This is a genomic window from Pseudomonas sp. M47T1, from assembly GCF_000263855.1.
Lineage (GTDB): Bacteria > Pseudomonadota > Gammaproteobacteria > Pseudomonadales > Pseudomonadaceae > Aquipseudomonas.
The window spans coordinates 33,000-50,285 of sequence record NZ_AJWX01000038.1; the positions used below are offsets into that span (position 1 = coordinate 33,000).

At 64.0% G+C, this 17,286-nt stretch carries 16 protein-coding genes and 1 pseudogene; 15 read left to right on the forward strand and 2 right to left on the reverse strand.

The features are described 5' to 3' along the window. The first annotated feature begins 230 nt into the window (after window positions 1–230). Window positions 231–2,246: an excinuclease ABC subunit UvrB gene (gene uvrB / locus PMM47T1_RS26875; RefSeq protein ID WP_008375128.1), complete on the forward strand. Its 2,016-nt coding sequence runs from the start codon at window positions 231–233 to the stop codon at window positions 2,244–2,246. A gap of 131 nt (window positions 2,247–2,377) precedes the next feature. Here uvrB and PMM47T1_RS26880 read toward each other — a convergent pair whose 3' ends face one another. Both PMM47T1_RS26880 and fliK read right to left on the reverse strand, forming a co-directional pair. After that, entirely contained in the window at window positions 2,378–2,692 is a 315-nt protein-coding gene (locus PMM47T1_RS26880; protein ID WP_008375130.1) for an EscU/YscU/HrcU family type III secretion system export apparatus switch protein, read from the reverse strand. Next, window positions 2,689–4,251, reverse strand: a complete 1,563-nt coding sequence (fliK, locus tag PMM47T1_RS26885) for a flagellar hook-length control protein FliK (RefSeq protein WP_443216110.1) — start codon at window positions 4,249–4,251, stop codon at window positions 2,689–2,691. The genes PMM47T1_RS26880 and fliK overlap by 4 nt, the downstream gene beginning before the upstream one ends. Before the next feature lie 262 nt (window positions 4,252–4,513). Here fliK and ccmA point away from each other — a divergent pair, with 262 nt between their 5' ends. The 14 genes and pseudogenes from ccmA to PMM47T1_RS26955 form a co-directional block, all read left to right on the forward strand. Beyond that, window positions 4,514–5,095: a cytochrome c biogenesis heme-transporting ATPase CcmA gene (ccmA, locus tag PMM47T1_RS26890; protein ID WP_050990466.1), complete on the forward strand. Its 582-nt coding sequence runs from the start codon at window positions 4,514–4,516 to the stop codon at window positions 5,093–5,095. Next, the gene (gene ccmB / locus PMM47T1_RS26895; RefSeq protein ID WP_008375137.1) at window positions 5,092–5,763 is read left to right on the forward strand and encodes a heme exporter protein CcmB; all 672 of its coding nucleotides are present in this window, start codon (window positions 5,092–5,094) and stop codon (window positions 5,761–5,763) included. The genes ccmA and ccmB overlap by 4 nt, the downstream gene beginning before the upstream one ends. 59 nt (window positions 5,764–5,822) lie before the next feature. Further along, on the forward strand, window positions 5,823–6,581 hold the full coding sequence (locus PMM47T1_RS26900; RefSeq protein WP_177323409.1) for a heme ABC transporter permease: 759 nt from the start codon (window positions 5,823–5,825) through the stop codon (window positions 6,579–6,581). Next, on the forward strand, window positions 6,578–6,754 hold the full coding sequence (gene ccmD, locus PMM47T1_RS26905; RefSeq protein WP_008375141.1) for a heme exporter protein CcmD: 177 nt from the start codon (window positions 6,578–6,580) through the stop codon (window positions 6,752–6,754). The genes PMM47T1_RS26900 and ccmD overlap by 4 nt, the downstream gene beginning before the upstream one ends. After that, complete coding sequence (gene ccmE / locus PMM47T1_RS26910; protein ID WP_008375143.1) at window positions 6,751–7,218, forward strand: cytochrome c maturation protein CcmE; 468 nt, start codon at window positions 6,751–6,753, stop codon at window positions 7,216–7,218. Before ccmD ends, ccmE begins: the two co-directional genes overlap by 4 nt. A 4-nt stretch (window positions 7,219–7,222) precedes the next feature. Then, complete coding sequence (locus PMM47T1_RS26915; protein WP_008375144.1) at window positions 7,223–9,196, forward strand: heme lyase CcmF/NrfE family subunit; 1,974 nt, start codon at window positions 7,223–7,225, stop codon at window positions 9,194–9,196. Beyond that, window positions 9,193–9,729 (forward strand): DsbE family thiol:disulfide interchange protein, encoded by a 537-nt coding sequence (locus PMM47T1_RS26920; RefSeq protein ID WP_008375145.1) that lies wholly within the window; start codon window positions 9,193–9,195, stop codon window positions 9,727–9,729. The genes PMM47T1_RS26915 and PMM47T1_RS26920 overlap by 4 nt, the downstream gene beginning before the upstream one ends. After that, entirely contained in the window at window positions 9,726–10,196 is a 471-nt protein-coding gene (locus tag PMM47T1_RS26925) for a cytochrome c-type biogenesis protein (RefSeq protein WP_008375147.1), read from the forward strand. Before PMM47T1_RS26920 ends, PMM47T1_RS26925 begins: the two co-directional genes overlap by 4 nt. Continuing rightward, window positions 10,193–11,395, forward strand: a complete 1,203-nt coding sequence (gene ccmI / locus PMM47T1_RS26930; protein WP_008375149.1) for a c-type cytochrome biogenesis protein CcmI — start codon at window positions 10,193–10,195, stop codon at window positions 11,393–11,395. The genes PMM47T1_RS26925 and ccmI overlap by 4 nt, the downstream gene beginning before the upstream one ends. Window positions 11,396–11,397: 2 nt before the next feature. Further along, the gene (locus PMM47T1_RS26935) at window positions 11,398–11,805 is read left to right on the forward strand and encodes a hypothetical protein (protein ID WP_008375151.1); all 408 of its coding nucleotides are present in this window, start codon (window positions 11,398–11,400) and stop codon (window positions 11,803–11,805) included. A 351-nt stretch (window positions 11,806–12,156) separates the two neighbouring features. Then, complete coding sequence (locus tag PMM47T1_RS26940) at window positions 12,157–14,166, forward strand: DUF1302 domain-containing protein (protein ID WP_050990467.1); 2,010 nt, start codon at window positions 12,157–12,159, stop codon at window positions 14,164–14,166. 12 nt (window positions 14,167–14,178) lie between these two features. Continuing rightward, the gene (locus PMM47T1_RS26945; protein ID WP_008375154.1) at window positions 14,179–15,546 is read left to right on the forward strand and encodes a DUF1329 domain-containing protein; all 1,368 of its coding nucleotides are present in this window, start codon (window positions 14,179–14,181) and stop codon (window positions 15,544–15,546) included. A 307-nt stretch (window positions 15,547–15,853) separates the two neighbouring features. Continuing rightward, a complete protein-coding gene (locus PMM47T1_RS26950; protein ID WP_043301583.1) occupies window positions 15,854–16,924 on the forward strand; it encodes a YCF48-related protein in 1,071 nt (356 codons plus the stop codon). A gap of 20 nt (window positions 16,925–16,944) precedes the next feature. Next, window positions 16,945–17,286, forward strand: a pseudogene (locus PMM47T1_RS26955) (RND family transporter); the annotation flags it as partial.

Here is a 17,286-nt window from a genome sequence, read left to right on the forward strand (position 1 = left end):
CGCCTGCGACAGGTTGATGCAGGTTTTACCGTTGGATCGGTGATTTTTTTACGACCGTTAGTCATTTTGAAGTAGGCGCGGTCCAATAACCTTGTAGGCGTTGTCTTGAAACTGACCCTCAATGGCACCACTTGGGGTATAAGTACTGTCTATAAATACAGGCGTGATTGTGCGCTTGTGATCGCTTTCATCCGTAGGGCCTATCCCTGCCGGTGGCCAAGAGGTTCCTCATGTCCGAGTTCCAGCTCGTCACCCGTTTCCAGCCCGCCGGCGACCAGCCGGAGGCCATTCGCCTGATGGTAGAGGGGATCGAGGCCGGCCTTGCGCACCAGACCCTGCTGGGCGTGACGGGCTCGGGCAAGACCTTCAGCATCGCCAACGTGATCAACAAGGTTCAACGCCCGACGCTGGTGCTGGCACCCAACAAGACCCTGGCGGCGCAGTTGTATGGCGAGTTCAAGGCGTTCTTCCCCAACAACGCCGTCGAGTATTTCGTTTCCTACTACGACTACTATCAGCCCGAGGCCTATGTGCCGTCCTCGGACACCTTCATCGAGAAGGACTCGTCCATCAACGACCACATCGAGCAGATGCGCCTGTCGGCGACCAAGGCGCTGCTGGAGCGCAAGGACGCCATCATCGTCACCACGGTGTCGTGCATCTACGGCCTGGGCAGCCCCGAGACCTATCTGAAAATGGTCCTGCACGTGGACCGCGGCGACAAGCTCGACCAGCGCGCGCTGCTGCGCCGCCTGGCGGACCTGCAGTACACCCGCAACGAGATGGACTTTGCCCGCGCCACCTTCCGCGTGCGTGGTGACGTGATCGACGTGTACCCGGCGGAATCGGACCTGGAAGCCATCCGCATCGAATTGTTCGACGATGAAGTGGAGAGCCTGTCGGCGTTCGACCCGCTCACCGGCGAGGTGATTCGCAAGCTGCCGCGCTTTACCTTCTACCCCAAGAGCCACTACGTGACGCCGCGCGAAACCCTGCTCGACGCCATCGAGGGCATCAAGGAGGAGTTGAAGGAGCGCCTGGACTATTTGCGCAACAACAACAAGCTGGTGGAAGCCCAGCGCCTGGAGCAGCGCACCCGCTTCGACCTGGAGATGATCCTGGAGCTGGGTTACTGCAACGGCATTGAAAACTACTCGCGCTATTTGTCGGGCCGCCCCGCAGGTGCGCCGCCACCCACCTTGTATGACTACCTGCCGCCTGACGCGTTGTTGGTGATTGACGAGTCCCACGTCAGCGTTCCCCAGGTGGGGGCCATGTACAAGGGCGACCGTTCACGCAAGGAAACCCTGGTGGAGTACGGCTTCCGCCTGCCCTCGGCACTGGACAACCGGCCCATGCGCTTTGACGAGTGGGAAGGGGTGAGCCCGCAAACCATTTTTGTTTCGGCAACGCCCGGCAAATACGAAGCGGAGCACGCCGGCCGGGTGATCGAGCAGGTGGTGCGCCCCACCGGCCTGGTGGACCCGCAGGTGGAGGTACGGCCAGCGCTGACCCAAGTGGACGACCTGCTGTCGGAGATCCGCAAGCAGGTGGCCATTGAGGAACGTGTGCTGGTCACGGTGCTGACCAAGCGCATGGCTGAAGACTTGACGGACTACCTGGCCGATCATGATGTGAAAGTGCGCTATCTGCACTCGGACATCGACACCGTGGAGCGCGTGGAAATCATCCGCGACCTGCGCTTGGGCGCTTTCGATGTTCTGGTGGGTATCAACCTGCTGCGTGAGGGCTTGGACATGCCCGAGGTGTCGCTGGTGGCGATTCTGGACGCGGACAAGGAGGGCTTCCTGCGTTCGGATCGCTCGTTGATCCAGACCATCGGCCGGGCGGCGCGTAACCTCAATGGCCGCGCCATTCTGTATGCCGACCGCATGACCGGCTCCATGGAGCGGGCCATCGGCGAGACCGAGCGCCGCCGGGAAAAGCAGGTGGCCTTCAACACGGCCAACGGCATCGTCCCTCAGGGGGTGTTCAAGGATGTCGCCGACATCATGGAAGGCGCCACCGTGCCGGGTTCGCGCAGCAAGAAGCGCAAGGGCATGGCCAAGGCGGCCGAGGAAAACGCCAAATACGAAAACGAACTGCGCTCGCCGAGCGAGATCACCAAGCGCATCCGTCAGTTGGAAGAAAAAATGTACCAGCTGGCGCGCGACCTGGAGTTCGAAGCGGCAGCGCAGATGCGCGACGAAATCGCCAAACTGCGCGAGCGGCTGCTCAACGTCTGAGTCAATTTGCTGCCCTGCGGGGGCTGTCTGGGTGGGAGTGGGCTCTGCCCACGAAACGGGCGCCGCGTTTAGCCAGAATGTTCGCGTTATTGTTTTCGCGGGCAGCGCTCGCTCCCACAAGAGACCGTCAATCACGGGGGAGTGATGTCGCGCTCCAGCGGCGCAGGGCTGGGGTCGAAACCCTGGGGGTATTTGCCCTTCAGGTTCCAGGCGAAGGCAATGATCTCGGCAATGGTGCGGTACAGCGCCTCGGGAATGCTGTCGCCCAGTTCCAGGCGCGCCAGCAGCTTCACCAACTCAGCATTTTCATAGATCGGCACTTCATACTCGCGGGCCATGGCCAGGATCGCTTCGGCCAGCTCGTCGTCGCCCTTGGCACTGAGGGTGGGCGCCTGTTGGCCGTCGTACGTCAGGGCAATGGCCTGGCGGGGGGCTGTGTTGTTCATGCGGTTTCGTCCACCCAACGTTGTTCCAGTTGCGTACGCGGCCCCTGGGGCGGGGTGCCCTGGTGGCATTGCAGGTCGCTGACCGCCAGGCCCGAGTCCAGCAGGCGTTCGCGCAGGCTGTCCAGTTGGCTGTCGATCAGCCGCGCCGTGGCGGGCCACTGCGCCCATAGCTGGCCGCTGAGGCTGCCGCGCAACAGTTGCGCCTGAATTTGCAGGGGGCCCAGCGGGTCCAGGTCGAAGGCCAGTTCTACCCGCCACAGCGGCTCGCGCTGTTGCGCGGGTTGCTCGGCCTGCTGTTTCTTGCTGTCTTCAGGCTCGTCCTCGCGCTGCACGCGCACCTGCAGTGGCACGATGTCCTGCTGGTTACGCATGGGGATTTCCAGCTGCCAGGTGGTCAGCACTTTGCCGTCTTCGCTCAGGCCGCTCTGTTCCAGGCTCGACAACTGATGGCTCTGCAAACGCGACACCGCTGCCGACGCCAGGCGCAGCAAGTGTTCCAGGTCATTTTCGCCGTCGAAACTGCCCAGCAGGCGCGTGGGCAGTGGAAAACCGCTGGGCGGTTTTTCGCCCACCTGGCCCAGCGTGCCAAGGGCGCTGCGCACATAACCAGGCAGCACGTTGGCCAGCACCTTGGCGGCGTCAGCCGGGTTGAACGGGGCGTTGCCGGGCAGGTTCGGCAGTATTTGCGCCACCAGGCGCAGCAGGCTGCTTTTCAAGTCATCGGGCAGCGCGCCGCCCTGGGGTGTCAGCAACTGCGCTTCCAGAAACAGCCCGCTGGCGTTCAAGGCCTGGGCCACGCCGCGCGTGTCGGTGAGTTGGAGGATGTCGGGCAGGCTGGCCAGCAGGCGGCTGGCGCTGGCGCGCAGGTCGTCGCCCACTTCGCTGCTGTCGCCCAGGTTTTGCAGCGCGGCCAGCACGCCTTCCAGCGAGCCTTGGCGGCTTTGCTGCGTTTGCAATTGCTGGTTGACCGCCAATTGCGCCAGGCGCCCGCTCAGGGGCACGAAGTTGAGGCTTTGCGCGCCCTGCACTTGGGCGCTGAGCAGGCTGCCGAGGCGCAGCGGCCCAGGGCTGTCTATTTCCAGGGTGCTACCGGCCATGGCCGTGTTCAGCAACGTGACCAGCGAGCGATAGGTGCCGGCCTGGGGCTGCAACTGGCTGCTGATGACTTTGCCTTGCACCAGCGTGCCCACCGGCAATTGTTGTGTGTCGAGTTCGGTCAGGGTGCCGACGGCGTTGCTCTTGACCTGTTGCACCGTGACCGCCGCGCTGCCAGAGGCCAGCTGGGTCACCGTGACCTGGGTACCCTGGGGCAAGGGCTGTTTGCTGGTGGCCTGCACCGTGGCTTGTTCGCCACTGTTGGTGATCAGCGACAGCACCACCTGGAACGGCTGGCCGGCCACGGCCTTGCTCGACAGCACCTGGCCGCTGGCGCTTTCGCCAATGTCCAGCAGGCTGCTCAGCGGCGTCAGTAGTTTCACTACGTCACCGCTGGCGATGCTGGTGCCGGCACTGGCGCGCAGCGCACTGGCGGCGGGCAGCAGCGAGGACAGACTGGTGATGTCACTTGTCATGTAAACCTGGCCTGTGGAAATTGCCATGATGGCAGTGGGGGTCGGTATGTATAATGCGGCACCAACTTTTTCAAAGCTTGTATACAGTGCGCGTAGCTGCTTGCGAATTGCAAAAAGTACGCCATTGCCAGTTTAACGGCAGCCGCGGCGCGCACTTGAACGGCACCTGTACCCTTCATCCGATTGATAAGGCCATCGTTTGATTCCTCATCTTCAAGCCCAGGCACTGGCGTGCGAGCGCGACTGGCGGATGTTGTTCGAGAATCTCGAACTGTCCGTCGGCGCAGGCGACATGTGGCAGATCAGCGGCCCCAACGGCAGTGGCAAGACCAGCCTGTTGCGCTTGCTTGCCGGTCTGATGCAACCCACTGCCGGGCACGTACTGCTGGGCGGCAAGCCGCTGCCGGGCCAGGGCGCCACCCTGGCGCGGATGATGCTGTGGATCGGCCACGCCGCCGGCATCAAGGACGTGCTCAGCGCCGAGGAAAACCTGACCTGGCTCTGTGCCCTGCACCAGAACGCCTCGCGCGATGCCATCTGGCAGGCGCTGGAGGCGGTGGGCCTGCGTGGTTTCGAAGACGTGCCGTGCCATACCCTGTCGGCTGGCCAGCAGCGTCGTGTGGCGCTGGCGCGGCTGTACCTGCCGGCACCGCCGCTGTGGATTCTCGACGAGCCGTTCACGGCGCTGGACAAGCACGGCGTGGCGCAGTTGGAAGCGCACCTGGCCGCCCATTGCGAAAATGGCGGTATGGTGGTGCTCACCACCCACCATAATATTGCCGTGAAACCGTCAGGCTATTGCGAGCTGGACCTGGCGCGGTGGGCGGCATGAGCGGCGTTTTCGTCACCTTGCTCAAGCGCGAGGCTCGCCTGCTGGTACGCCGGCCTGCGGAATTGGCCAATCCACTGGTATTCTTCGCCATCGTCATCGCCCTGTTCCCGCTGGCGGTAGGCCCGGAGTCGCAGTTGCTGCGCACCTTGTCGCCGGGGCTGGTATGGGTGGCGGCGCTGTTGGCGGTGCTGCTGTCGCTCGATGGTCTGTTTCGCAGCGATTTCGAAGACGGCTCGCTGGAACAATGGGTTTTGTCGCCGCACCCTCTGCCCTTGCTGGTGTTGGCGAAAGTACTGGCGCACTGGTCATTTTCCGGGCTGTCACTGGTGCTGCTGTCACCCTTGTTGGCATTGATGCTCGGCTTGCCAGTGGAATGCCTGCCGGTGCTGCTGGCGTCGTTGCTGCTGGGCACGCCAGTGCTCAGCCTGTTGGGCGCCGTGGGCGCCGCCCTGACGGTAGGGCTCAAGCGTGGCGGCCTGTTGCTGGCGCTGGTGATCCTGCCGTTGTACATCCCGGTATTGATTCTAGGCAGTGGCGCCTTGCAGGCAGCCCTGCAAGGCATGCCGACCGCCGGTTACCTGTTGTGGCTGGGTAGCCTGACCGCGCTTGCGGTCACCCTCACACCCTTTGCGATAGCCGCTGGCCTGAAGATCAGCGTCGGCGAATAATGAGGCTGGCCCCCAAGAGGGCTGGCGAAGATCCAGGATGCACCGTGATGAATAGCAGCGTGATCAGTTGGACTTGGTTTCACAAACTCGGCTCGCCGAAATGGTTCTACGGCATCAGCGGGCGCCTGCTGCCCTGGCTCAGTGTGGCCGCCGCCGTACTGCTGGCCATCGGCGTGGTCTGGGGGCTGGCGTTCGCGCCGCCGGACTACCAGCAGGGCAACAGCTTTCGCATCATCTATATCCACGTGCCGGCGGCCATGCTGGCCCAGTCCTGCTACGTGATGATTGCCGTGGCCGGCCTGGTGGGGTTGGTGTGGAAAATGAAGATCGCCGACATTGCCCTGCAGTGTGGCGCGCGCGTGGGCGCCTGGATGACGGCGCTGGCGCTGCTCACCGGCTCCATCTGGGGCAAGCCCACCTGGGGCACGTTCTGGGTGTGGGACGCACGGCTCACCTCGATGCTGATCCTGTTGTTCCTGTATGTGGGCCTGATCGCCCTGGGCCATGCCATCAGCAACCGTGACAGTGCTGCCAAGGCCTGCGCAGTGCTGGCGCTGGTGGGCGTGGTGAACATCCCGATCATCAAGTATTCGGTACAGTGGTGGAGCACCCTGCACCAGGGCGCTACCTTCAGCCTCACGAAAAAGCCGGACATGCCCGCCGAAATGTGGCTGCCATTGCTGTTCACGGTGCTGGGCTTCTACTGCTTCTTCGGCGCCGTGCTGCTGATGCGCATGCGCCTGGAACTGCTCAAGCGCGAAGCGCGCAGCGGCTGGGCCAAGGCCGAAGTGGCCCAGGCGCTGGAGGGTCGAGCATGAATTTCGCTTCATTCGGTGATTTCCTCGCCATGGGCCATCATGGCGCCTATGTCTGGTCGGCCTACGGCATCTGCCTGGTGGTGCTGGCGAACAACATCGCCACGCCGCTGCTGGCGCGTCGACGCTATTTGCAAGAAGAGGCGCGCCGTTTGCGCCGGGAGAAAGGCAAGTGAATCCGCTGCGCAAGAAACGTCTGTTGATTATCATCGGCCTGCTGGTGGGCCTGGGCGTGGCCGTGGGCCTGGCGCTGAGCGCGCTGCAACAGAACATCAACCTGTTCTACACCCCTACGCAGATCGCCAACGGCGAGGCGCCTGCCGGTACCCGCATTCGCGCGGGCGGCATGGTGGAGAAGGGCTCGCTGGTGCGCTCCGCCGACTCCCTGGACGTGCGCTTCGTGGTCACCGACTTCAACAAGAACGTGACCATCACCTACCGCGGCATTCTTCCCGACCTGTTCCGCGAAGGGCAGGGCATCGTCGCCCTGGGCAAGATCAACGCCGACGGCGTGGTGGTGGCTGACCAGATCCTGGCCAAGCACGACGAGAAATACATGCCGCCTGAAGTCACCAAGGCCCTCAAGGACAGCGGCCAGTCTGCGTCCAGCGCAACCGCTGCGCCCGGCAAGGAAGGTTGAAACCATGATTCCCGAACTCGGCCACTTGGCCATGATCCTGGCCCTGTGCTTTGCCCTGGTACAGGCCACTGTCCCGTTGTTCGGCGCCTGGCGCGGCGACCGGCAATGGATGGCCCTGGCCCAGCCTGCGGCCTGGGGGCAATTCTTTTTCCTGGCGTTTGCCTTTGGCAGCCTGACCTACAGCTTCATGACCGACGACTTTTCCGTCGGTTACGTGGCCAGCAACTCCAACAGCGCCTTGCCCTGGTACTACAAATTCAGCGCGGTGTGGGGTGCCCATGAAGGCTCCCTGCTGTTGTGGGCTTTGATCCTGGGCGGCTGGACCTTCGCCGTGTCGGTGTTTTCCCGGCAACTGCCGCAGGTCATGCTGGCCCGGGTGCTGGCGGTGATGGGCATGATCAGCACGGGTTTCCTGCTGTTCCTGATCCTGACCTCCGACCCCTTCGCGCGCATCCTGCCGCAAGTGCCGGCCAACGGCGCAGACCTCAACCCGTTGCTGCAAGACCCCGGCCTGATCATCCACCCGCCCATGCTGTACATGGGGTACGTGGGGTTCTCGGTGGCGTTTTCCTTCGCCATCGCCGCCCTGCTGGGCGGGCGCCTGGACGCTGCCTGGGCACGCTGGTCGCGGCCCTGGACCATCGTCGCCTGGAGCTTTCTGGGCTTGGGCATCACCCTGGGCTCCTGGTGGGCCTACTACGAACTGGGCTGGGGCGGCTGGTGGTTCTGGGACCCGGTGGAAAACGCCTCCTTCATGCCATGGCTGGTGGGCACCGCGCTGATCCACTCCCTGGCGGTCACGGAAAAACGCGGCGTGTTCAAGAGCTGGACCGTGCTGCTGGCCATTGCTGCGTTTTCCCTGAGCCTGCTGGGTACGTTCCTGGTGCGTTCCGGCGTGCTGACCTCGGTGCACGCCTTTGCGTCCGACCCGGCGCGCGGCGTGTTCATCCTCATTTTCCTGCTGTGCGTGGTGGGCGGCTCGCTGACGCTGTTTGCCCTGCGCGCGCCGGTGGTCAAGAGCCACGTGGGCTTTGGCCTGTGGTCGCGGGAAACCCTGCTGCTGGCCAACAACCTGGTGCTGGTGGTAGCGGCCTCGATGATTTTGCTCGGTACCCTTTATCCGCTGGCGGTTGATGCCCTCAGTGGCGCCAAGCTGTCGGTGGGTCCGCCGTACTTCAATGCCTTGTTTGTGCCACTGATGGGCCTGCTGATGGTGGTGATGGCGGTAGGCGTGCTGGTGCGCTGGAAAGACACCCCGTTGCAATGGTTGCGCGGCATGCTCACCCCGGTGCTGATCGGCGCCGTGGTACTGGCGCCCATCGGTGGCCTGCTGGTGGACAATTTCGACTGGGCTATCCTGACGGTGTTTGCCCTGGCGGCTTGGGTACTGCTGGCCGGCGCCCGTGACCTGTTCGACAAGACCCGCCACAAGGGCCTGCTCAAGGGCGCCCGCAGCCTGACCCGCAGCTATTGGGGCATGCACGTGGCGCACGTGGGCATCGCCGTGTGCGCCCTGGGCGTGGTGCTGTCCAGCAGCCACAGCGCCCAACGTGACCTGCGCATGGCGCCGGGCGAGTCGGTAGACCTGGCCGGTTACCACTTCATATTCGACGGAGCCCAGCACTACCAGGGCCCCAACTTCACCTCCGACCGCGGCACGATTCGCGTCAGTAAGGACGGTAAGGACGTGACCGTGCTCTACCCGGAAAAACGCCTGTACACCGTGCAGCAATCGATGATGACCGAGGCCGGTATCGACGCAGGCTTCACCCGTGACCTGTACGTGGCACTGGGTGAGCCGCTGGAAAACGGTGCCTGGGCGGTGCGTGTGCACGTTAAACCGTTCGTGCGCTGGATCTGGTTCGGTGGCCTGTTGACGGCTCTGGGCGGCGCCCTGGCGGCTACCGACCGGCGTTATCGGGTCAAGGTGCGCGACAAGGTGCGGGATGTGTTGGGCCTGGACGGAGCGGCGGCATGAAGCGTTGGATGTTGTTGGTGCCCCTGGCACTGTTTCTGGTGGTGGCGGTGTTTCTCTACCGTGGCCTGTACCTGGACCCTTCGGAACTGCCGTCGGCCATGATCGGCAAGCCGTTCCCGGCGTTCTCGCTGCCGTCGGTGCAGGACGGCAAGACCGTTACCCAGGCTGACCTCAAGGGCAAGCCGGCACTGGTGAACGTGTGGGGCACCTGGTGCATTTCCTGCCGGGTCGAGCACCCGGTGCTGACCAAGCTGGCCCAGCAGGGCGTGGTGATCTACGGGGTCAACTACAAGGATGACAACGCCGCCGCGCTGAAATGGCTGCAGGACTTCCACAACCCTTATCAAATCAATATCAATGACGAGCAGGGCGGCCTGGGCCTGAACCTGGGCGTGTACGGCGCGCCGGAAACCTTCCTGATCGACGCCAAGGGCGTGATTCGCTACAAGCACGTGGGCGTGATCGACGACACCGTGTGGCGTGAGCAACTGGCCAGTGAGTACCAGGGCCTGGTAGACGAGGCGCGGCCATGAAGCGCTGGCTAGCTGCCGCCGGCCTGGCCATCGGCCTGTGCGGCATGGCCCAGGCGGCCATCGATACCTACCAGTTCAAGAGCGACGCCGAGCGTGATCGCTACCGTGAACTGACTCAGGAACTGCGCTGCCCCAAATGCCAGAACCAGGACATCGCCGACTCCAATGCACCCATTGCCGCCGACTTGCGCCGGGAAATTTTCCGCATGCTGGGCGAGGGCAAGGACAATCAGCAGATCATCGACTTCATGGTCGACCGCTACGGCGAGTTCGTGCGCTACAAGCCGGCGCTGACCGCGCGCACCTGGCTGCTGTGGTTCGGCCCCGGCCTGTTGCTGGTGGGCGGCGTTGGCGTGATCCTGCTGATTGTGCGTCGGCGCACGCGCAGCGGTGCCTACGCCGAACCTGACCTTTCCCCTGAAGAGCGCGCGCGCCTTGCCACCTTGCTGGATAAAGACCACCCATGATTGATTTCTGGCTTGCCGTAGGGCTGCTGTTGCTGGTTGCCCTGGGCTTTTTGCTGATTCCCGTGGTGCGCGGCCGTCGCGTGCAGCAGGAAGAAGACCGCACGGCCTTGAACGTGGCCCTGTATCAGGAACGCATCGCCGAATTGGCCGTGCAGCAGGACGAAGGTGTGCTCAACGCCGAACAGTTGGAGGCGGGCCGTGCCGAGGCCGCCCGTGAACTGCTGGCCGATACCGAAGGCGCCGATCAGGGCCGGGTGTCGCGGCTGGGGCGGCCACTGCCGCTGCTGGCGGCCGTGTTGGTGCCGGTGCTGGGCCTGGGGCTGTACCTGCATTTCGGTGCCAGCGACAAGGTTGAGCTGAGCCGCGAGTTCGCCACGGCGCCCACGTCCATGCAAGACATGACCCACCGCCTGGAGCGTGCCGTGGCCGCGCAGCCGGACTCGGCCGAAGGGCTGTTCTTCCTGGGTCGCACCTACATGTCGCAAAATCGCCCGGCCGATGCCGCGCGGTTGTTCCAGCGCACCCTGGCGGTGGCCGGGCGTCAGCCTGAAGTGCTGGGCCAACTGGCCCAGGCCGAATACTTTGCCAGTGACAAAAAATGGTCGCCCGAGATCCAGGCGCTTACCGATGAAGCACTGAAGGCCGACCCCAAGGAAGTCACCAGCCTTGGCCTGCGCGGCATCGCTGCGTTCGAGGGCCAGCGCTACCAGGAAGCGGTGGATTACTGGCAACGCCTGCTGGCCTTGTTGCCCGCCGATGATCCCTCGCGCGCCGCGTTGCAGGGCGGCATCCAGCGCGCCGCCGACAAGTTGACCGCCGGCGGCGGCACCCTGGCAGCCGCGCCGGTCGAGAAAGCCGCGGCACTGCTCAAGGTGCACGTGGACCTGGGCGCTGATGTGAAGGCCAAGGTACAACCCGGCGACAGCGTGTTCATCTTTGCCCGTGCCTCAAGCGGCCCGCCCATGCCGCTGGCGGTGAAGCGCCTGACCGTGGCCGACCTGCCAGCCAGTGTCGAACTGCGTGACAGCGACGCCATGATGCCGCAGCTGAAACTGTCGAACTTCCCCGAGGTCCAACTGGTGGCGCGCATTTCCCGAGCCGGCCAGCCTACCAAGGGTGAATGGGTCGGCCGCAGCCAGCCCCTGGCCAGCGGTACCACCGCGCCGCAAAACCTGACCATCGACAGCCCGGATCTCTGATCATGCACGCCATTGCTCGTGTTTCCCTGTTAACCCTGGTGCTGGGCCTCAGTGCCTGCGCGGTTCATCACCCGCAGCCCCAGCCCACGGCGCCGACCATCCCGTCGTGGCCGCAGACCACCCCCTCGCCGCGCCCCGGCACGCCGCTGCCGGTGACCCCGGGCACGCCGTCGGTCAAGCCCATGCCGCGCACCTCGGCCAGCTTCGCACCGCCCCCGGGCGGTGCCAGCCATTGGGACCCGAAACTGGGGGTGTATGTGCTGGAGGGGCAGGACAATACCTACTACCGCCAGCGTACCTACTACCGCTGGGACGGCGGCTGGACCTGGTCCACCAACCTGAACGGGCCGTGGCAGCCCACTGATACCGGCGGCGTGCCGCCTGGGTTGGGGCGTTTGCACGCGCAGTGATTGCTTTAATAGGGGCCAACGCAGATCCATCGCCGGGCATACAGCGCGGACGGTGGAGATGCCCCACTTGTATGTCTGGCGGCAGATGGGTGTCGCCTCGTTGCGTCTCGCGCGCCGTAATGAGCCAAAAAAACAGGTCAATTTGTAAGAAGTTTTACCTAAGTAAGTAGGCGATTTCGGAAATATCGCCCCCGCCCCATAATCGCTTTCTCCCGCCTGCCAGACTTGGCACTCTGCTCCCTGACCTTTATCTGCCGGTCACTATCAGCCCTCTTTTTAAACCTTGGGAAACTTCCTACGGATTAAGGCTGCGGGTCTGGAAAACAATAAGATTTCAGGGAGATCACTCATATGCGTACAACAACAGTCGGGGCACCCGTGTGCCTGGCGCCGGCCCGCGCCGGTTATACCTTGGCCGGGCTTTTGCCCATGCTGGCGTGCCTGCCGGCCGAGGCCGTGGAGTTCAGTTTTCTCGAAGATGAACTGCACGGTTCGTTCGATACCACCCTTTCATACGGGCAGTTATGGCGCGTGCAGGGCAGGGACAAGACCAACGACGATATCAATGCCAACGACGGCAATCGCAACTTTGACCCGGGCCTGGTTTCCTCGGTATACAAGTTCACCAGCGAGCTGGAAACATCCTATAAAAACTACGGATTATTTCTGCGTGCAACTGGCTTCTATGACAGCCGCCTCATGAACGGTCATACCGATTACAACCATAACAACTCACCGGTACAACCCAGCCAGAACTACCGCGATAATCGCCACTTCACCCGCGCCACTCGTGACCATGCCGGCAGCGACGTGCAAATCCTCGATGCCTATGTGCGCGGTGATTGGCAACTGGCCGGCTTGCCGGTGTCCGGGCGCCTGGGCCGGCAGGTGTTCAACTGGGGCGAGGGCATTTTCTACCGCGGCGGGGTGAACACCACTAACCCCATCGACGCGGCGCAGTTCCGCCTGCCGGGCGCCGAGCTCAAGGAAGTGCTGATGCCGGTGGAAGCGGTGAACGTCAGCGTCGGCCTCACCGACAACCTGTCGGTGGAAAGCTTCTACCAGTTCAACTGGAAAGAAACCGCCATCGACCCGGTGGGCACCTATTTCGCCGAGACCGACCTGTTCGCCAAGGGCGGCCACACCGCCTACGCGCCGGTGCCTGCGCTCACCGCCGTCAGTGGTTTGTACCAAGGGCTCAGCGCCCTGGGTGTGGGCGGCCTGCAGGGCGGTGGCAGCATCGACCGCTACGGTAACCTCAAGGCCGCCACCATCGGGCGCGACATCAATGCCCGTGACGATGGCCAATTCGGCGTGGCGTTCCGCTACACCGCTGAACAGCTGAACAACACCGAGTTCGGCTTCTACTTCGTCAATTATCACAGCAAGGAACCCACCATCCATGCCGACCTGGGTGCTTATAAGGGCCTGGACCTCACGCAGATAAAGGCCGGCGCGACGCCTGCTGTACAGCAACAGATGGCCAGCCAGATGGGGGTTTCCGTCGAGCGCTTGCAGGCCATGATCGCGGCAGATCCCACTGGCCAGGTGGCGGCGCAGTTCAACAGCGCCCTGCAACAGGCCGTGGGCGGTGTAGCAGCCCTGGACGTGGCCAACCAGGTGCGCGGCCGCCGGGACTTCGCCGAGGACATCCGCATGTTCGGCGTCAGCTTCAACACCCGCCTGGGCGAAGCGGCACTGTTTGGCGAACTGGCCTACCGACCGAACATGCCCATCGGCATGGCCGCCACCAGCGATCTGCTCGGCGACTTGCTGGCCCAGGCCGGCCCGTTGGCGGCGGGGCAGGTGGTGAACATCGGCGGCCAGCACGTGCGCCTGGGTGACCAGGTGCAAAGCAGCGAGCGGGTGCAGATGTTCAACGCCTCCCTGGGCACGCTCTACAGTTTCGGCCCGCGCCTGGGCTTCGATGGCCTCAATGCCGTGGCCGAGGTGGCGTCCGAGCACTTGCGCGGCAGCAGCCTGCAATACACCGCGTTCGATGGCAGCCGGCGTTACTACGCCAGCCGCGCCAACGTCGGCTACGCCAACGGTTTTGGCCGCGACAGCCAGGTTACCGCCGACGCCTACGGCGCCACGTTGATGTTCATCGGCACCTGGAACAACCTGGTGGGCGGCGTCAACGTTTCGCCGTTCCTGACCTACAAGGACGACTTCAAGGGCAACTCGCACCAGAGCGGCAACTTCATCGAAGGGCGCAAAGCCTATTCGGTGGGCCTGCGCGCCAGCTACCAGAACAGCCTGGAAGGTGAGCTGCAGTACACCGAGTTCTATGGCGGTGGCCAGAGCAATGCGGTGCGCGACCGTGACAACGTCGGTTTCAACGTCAAATACTCGTTTTAAGGGAGAAGCACCATGCTCAAAGACTTGAGATTGCCCATCGCCCTTGCGCTGTGCACGCTGTGGGTCGGCCCGGTGCTGGCCGCCGTCCCCGCCGACGGCGCGCAACTGGGCAAAACCCTGACGCCGCTGGGTGCCCAGCGCGCGGGCAATGCCGCCGGCACTATCCCGGCCTGGACCGGCGGGCTGGTCACGCCCCCGGGTGGCTATGCCGGGTCGGGCCACCACCATATCGACCCCTATCCCGCCGACAAGCCGTTGTTCAGCATCACCGCGGCCAACCTTGCGCAGTATCGCCAGCACCTGTCCCCCGGGCAGTTGGCACTGTTTGCTGCCTACCCCAACAGTTTCCGCATGCCGGTGTACCCCACCCGGCGCAGTGGCTCGGCGCCTCAGTGGCTGTACGACAATACCCGCCACAACGCGGCCAACGCCCAGTTGACGGCCGGCGGCAATGGTTTCAGTGGGGCGCGCGGCGGCATTCCCTTTCCCATTCCAGGCAACGGCGTGGAGGCGGTGTGGAACCATATCGCCCGCTACCGCGGCATCTACGTGGAGCGCCGCGCGGCCGAAGTGGCGGTGCAGCGCAATGGCAGTTTTGTGCCCATTGTGTCGCGGCAGCAGGGGTTGTTTCGCTTCTACGACCCGCAGCTGGCCGATGAGCCAGCGGACAACATGCTGTTTTTCTACATGAACCAGATCCGCAGCCCGGCGCGCCTGGCCGGTGGCGTGGTGCTGGTGCACGAGCCCCTCGACCAGGTGCTGGAGCCGCGTCAGGCATGGATGTACAACGCTGGCCAGCGCCGCGTGCGCCGCGCACCCACGCTGGCGTACGACACGCCCATCGGTACCGCCGATGGCCTGCGCACGGCGGACGACACTGACCTGTTCAACGGTTCGCCCGATCGCTACGAATGGCGCCTGGTGGGCAAGCAGGAGCTGTTCATCCCCTACAACAACTACCGGCTGGGCCAGCCTTCGGTGAAATACGCCGACCTGCTCAAACCCGGGCACCTGAACCCCGACCTGGCCCGTTACGAGCTGCATCGCGTGTGGGTGGTGGAAGGCACCCTCAAGCCTGGCATGCGCCACCTGTACGCCAAGCGCCGCCTCTACCTGGACGAAGACAGCTGGCAGGCCGCAGTGGTCGATCAGTACGACGGCAAGGGCGAATTGTGGCGGGTGTCCATGGCCTACCTGAAGAACTTCTATGAGCTGCCCACCACCTGGTCGGCTCTGGACGTGTTCCACGACCTGCAGGCCCGGCGTTACCACGTGCAGGGCCTGGACAGCGAGGAGGCCAGCACGGTGGATTTCAGCCGGCCAATCCCGGCAGCCGCCGATTTCACTCCGGCAGCGCTGCGCCGCCTGGGTACGCGCTGACCATCAGGGCCGATGATGGTCCGACATTCAGCCTTGCCACGCGGTGCCCTCGGGCGCTGCGTTGGCGTGGTTGGCTTAAAGGGGGCGCGAGGCTCTGGCCTGCAGATGTACACCCTTCTGCTAGGGTTGGGGGTGCGTTGTGTGGCTCGGCCGGCGGATGAAAGATGACGCGGCACGCGTTGTCAGCCCGATTCAAGGCTGGCTAGGATAGGGCTGCTTTTGCGGGGCTCTGGCATGCAGGTTTCAGCCAGCGCAGGCCCCAGGCCCCCACCCAGGCTGGTCCAATAACAATAATGGGAGTGCTCTCATGAGCGAGCCGGTCAGGCGTGGCGCCAAGCGCGTCACAGGGAAGGGCGCATGGCGCCCCTGGATGGCATTGTCACTGGTGGCAGGTATTGCCCTGGGTGGCGTGGCGGGCAGTGCATGGGCGGCTGACCCTGCGCCTGCCGCACAGGTATGGTCCATCGAGTCGGGCAAGGCGCTTCGCAGCCTGATGCTGGACGTGGTGGCCGCCGGCCCGCGCCTGGTGGCGGTGGGCGATCGCGGGCACATTCTGTATTCCGACGACCATGGCCAAAGCTGGACCCAGGCCAAGGTGCCCACCCGCCAGTTGCTAACGGCGGTGTACTTCGTCGATGCCAAGCATGGTTGGGCGGTGGGCCACGACGCGCAAATCCTTGCCAGCGACGACGGTGGCGCCACCTGGACCAAGCAATTCGAAGACCTCAAGCGCCAGGCGCCGCTGCTGGACCTGTGGTTCAAGGACGCCAGCACCGGCTTTGCCGTGGGCGCCTATGGCGCCCTGTTGACCACCAGCGACGGTGGCCAGCACTGGCAGGACGTCAGCGACCGCATCGATAACCCCGACCAGTTCCACTTCAACGCCATTGGCGCGGTGAAGGACAGCGGGTTGTTCATCGTCGGTGAGCAAGGCAGCCTTTTCCGTTCCCGGGACTGGGGTCAGAGCTGGGAGAAAGTGCACGGCCCCTACGAGGGTTCATTGTTCGGCCTGCTGCCCACCGGCGAGCCGCAAACGCTGCTGGTGTACGGGTTGCGCGGCAACCTGTTCCGTTCCACCGACTTTGGCGATACCTGGGCCAACGTTCCCCTGCAAGGCCCGCGCGGGCCACTGGAGTTTGCCCTGTCTGGCGCCACGCGCCTGGACGACGGCAGCCTGGTGCTGGTGGGCAACAGCGGTACGGTGTTGCGCAGCAATGACGACGGCAAGACCTTCAGCCTGTACAACCGCCCCGATCGTCTGTCCCTTTCGGCAGTGACCGCCGGTGCCAATGGCACGCTGATTCTCGCCGGCCAAGGTGGCGTGCGCGTGACGGCCGCCACCGGCGCCGACCTCGGCCAGCAGGTGGGCCAACAATGACCATCCGGGAGCCGATTTCCATGAGCAGCCACCACCAGGACAAGGCCACGTTCCTTGAACGCCTGATCTTCAACCACCGCCCCGCCGTGATCATCCTTTGCCTGCTGGTGAGTATTTTCCTGTTCTGGCAGGCCACCTTGATTCGTCCCTCCACCAGCTTTGAAAAGATGATCCCGCTCAAGCACCCGTTCATCGAGCGCATGATCGAGCACCGCAATGACCTCGCCAACCTGGGCAATACCGTGCGCATCTCGGTGGAGGCGGTGAACGGTGACATCTTCAACAAGGACTACATGGAGACCCTGCGCCAGATCAACGACGAGGCCTTCTACATTCCCGGCGTCGACCGCTCGGGCATGAAA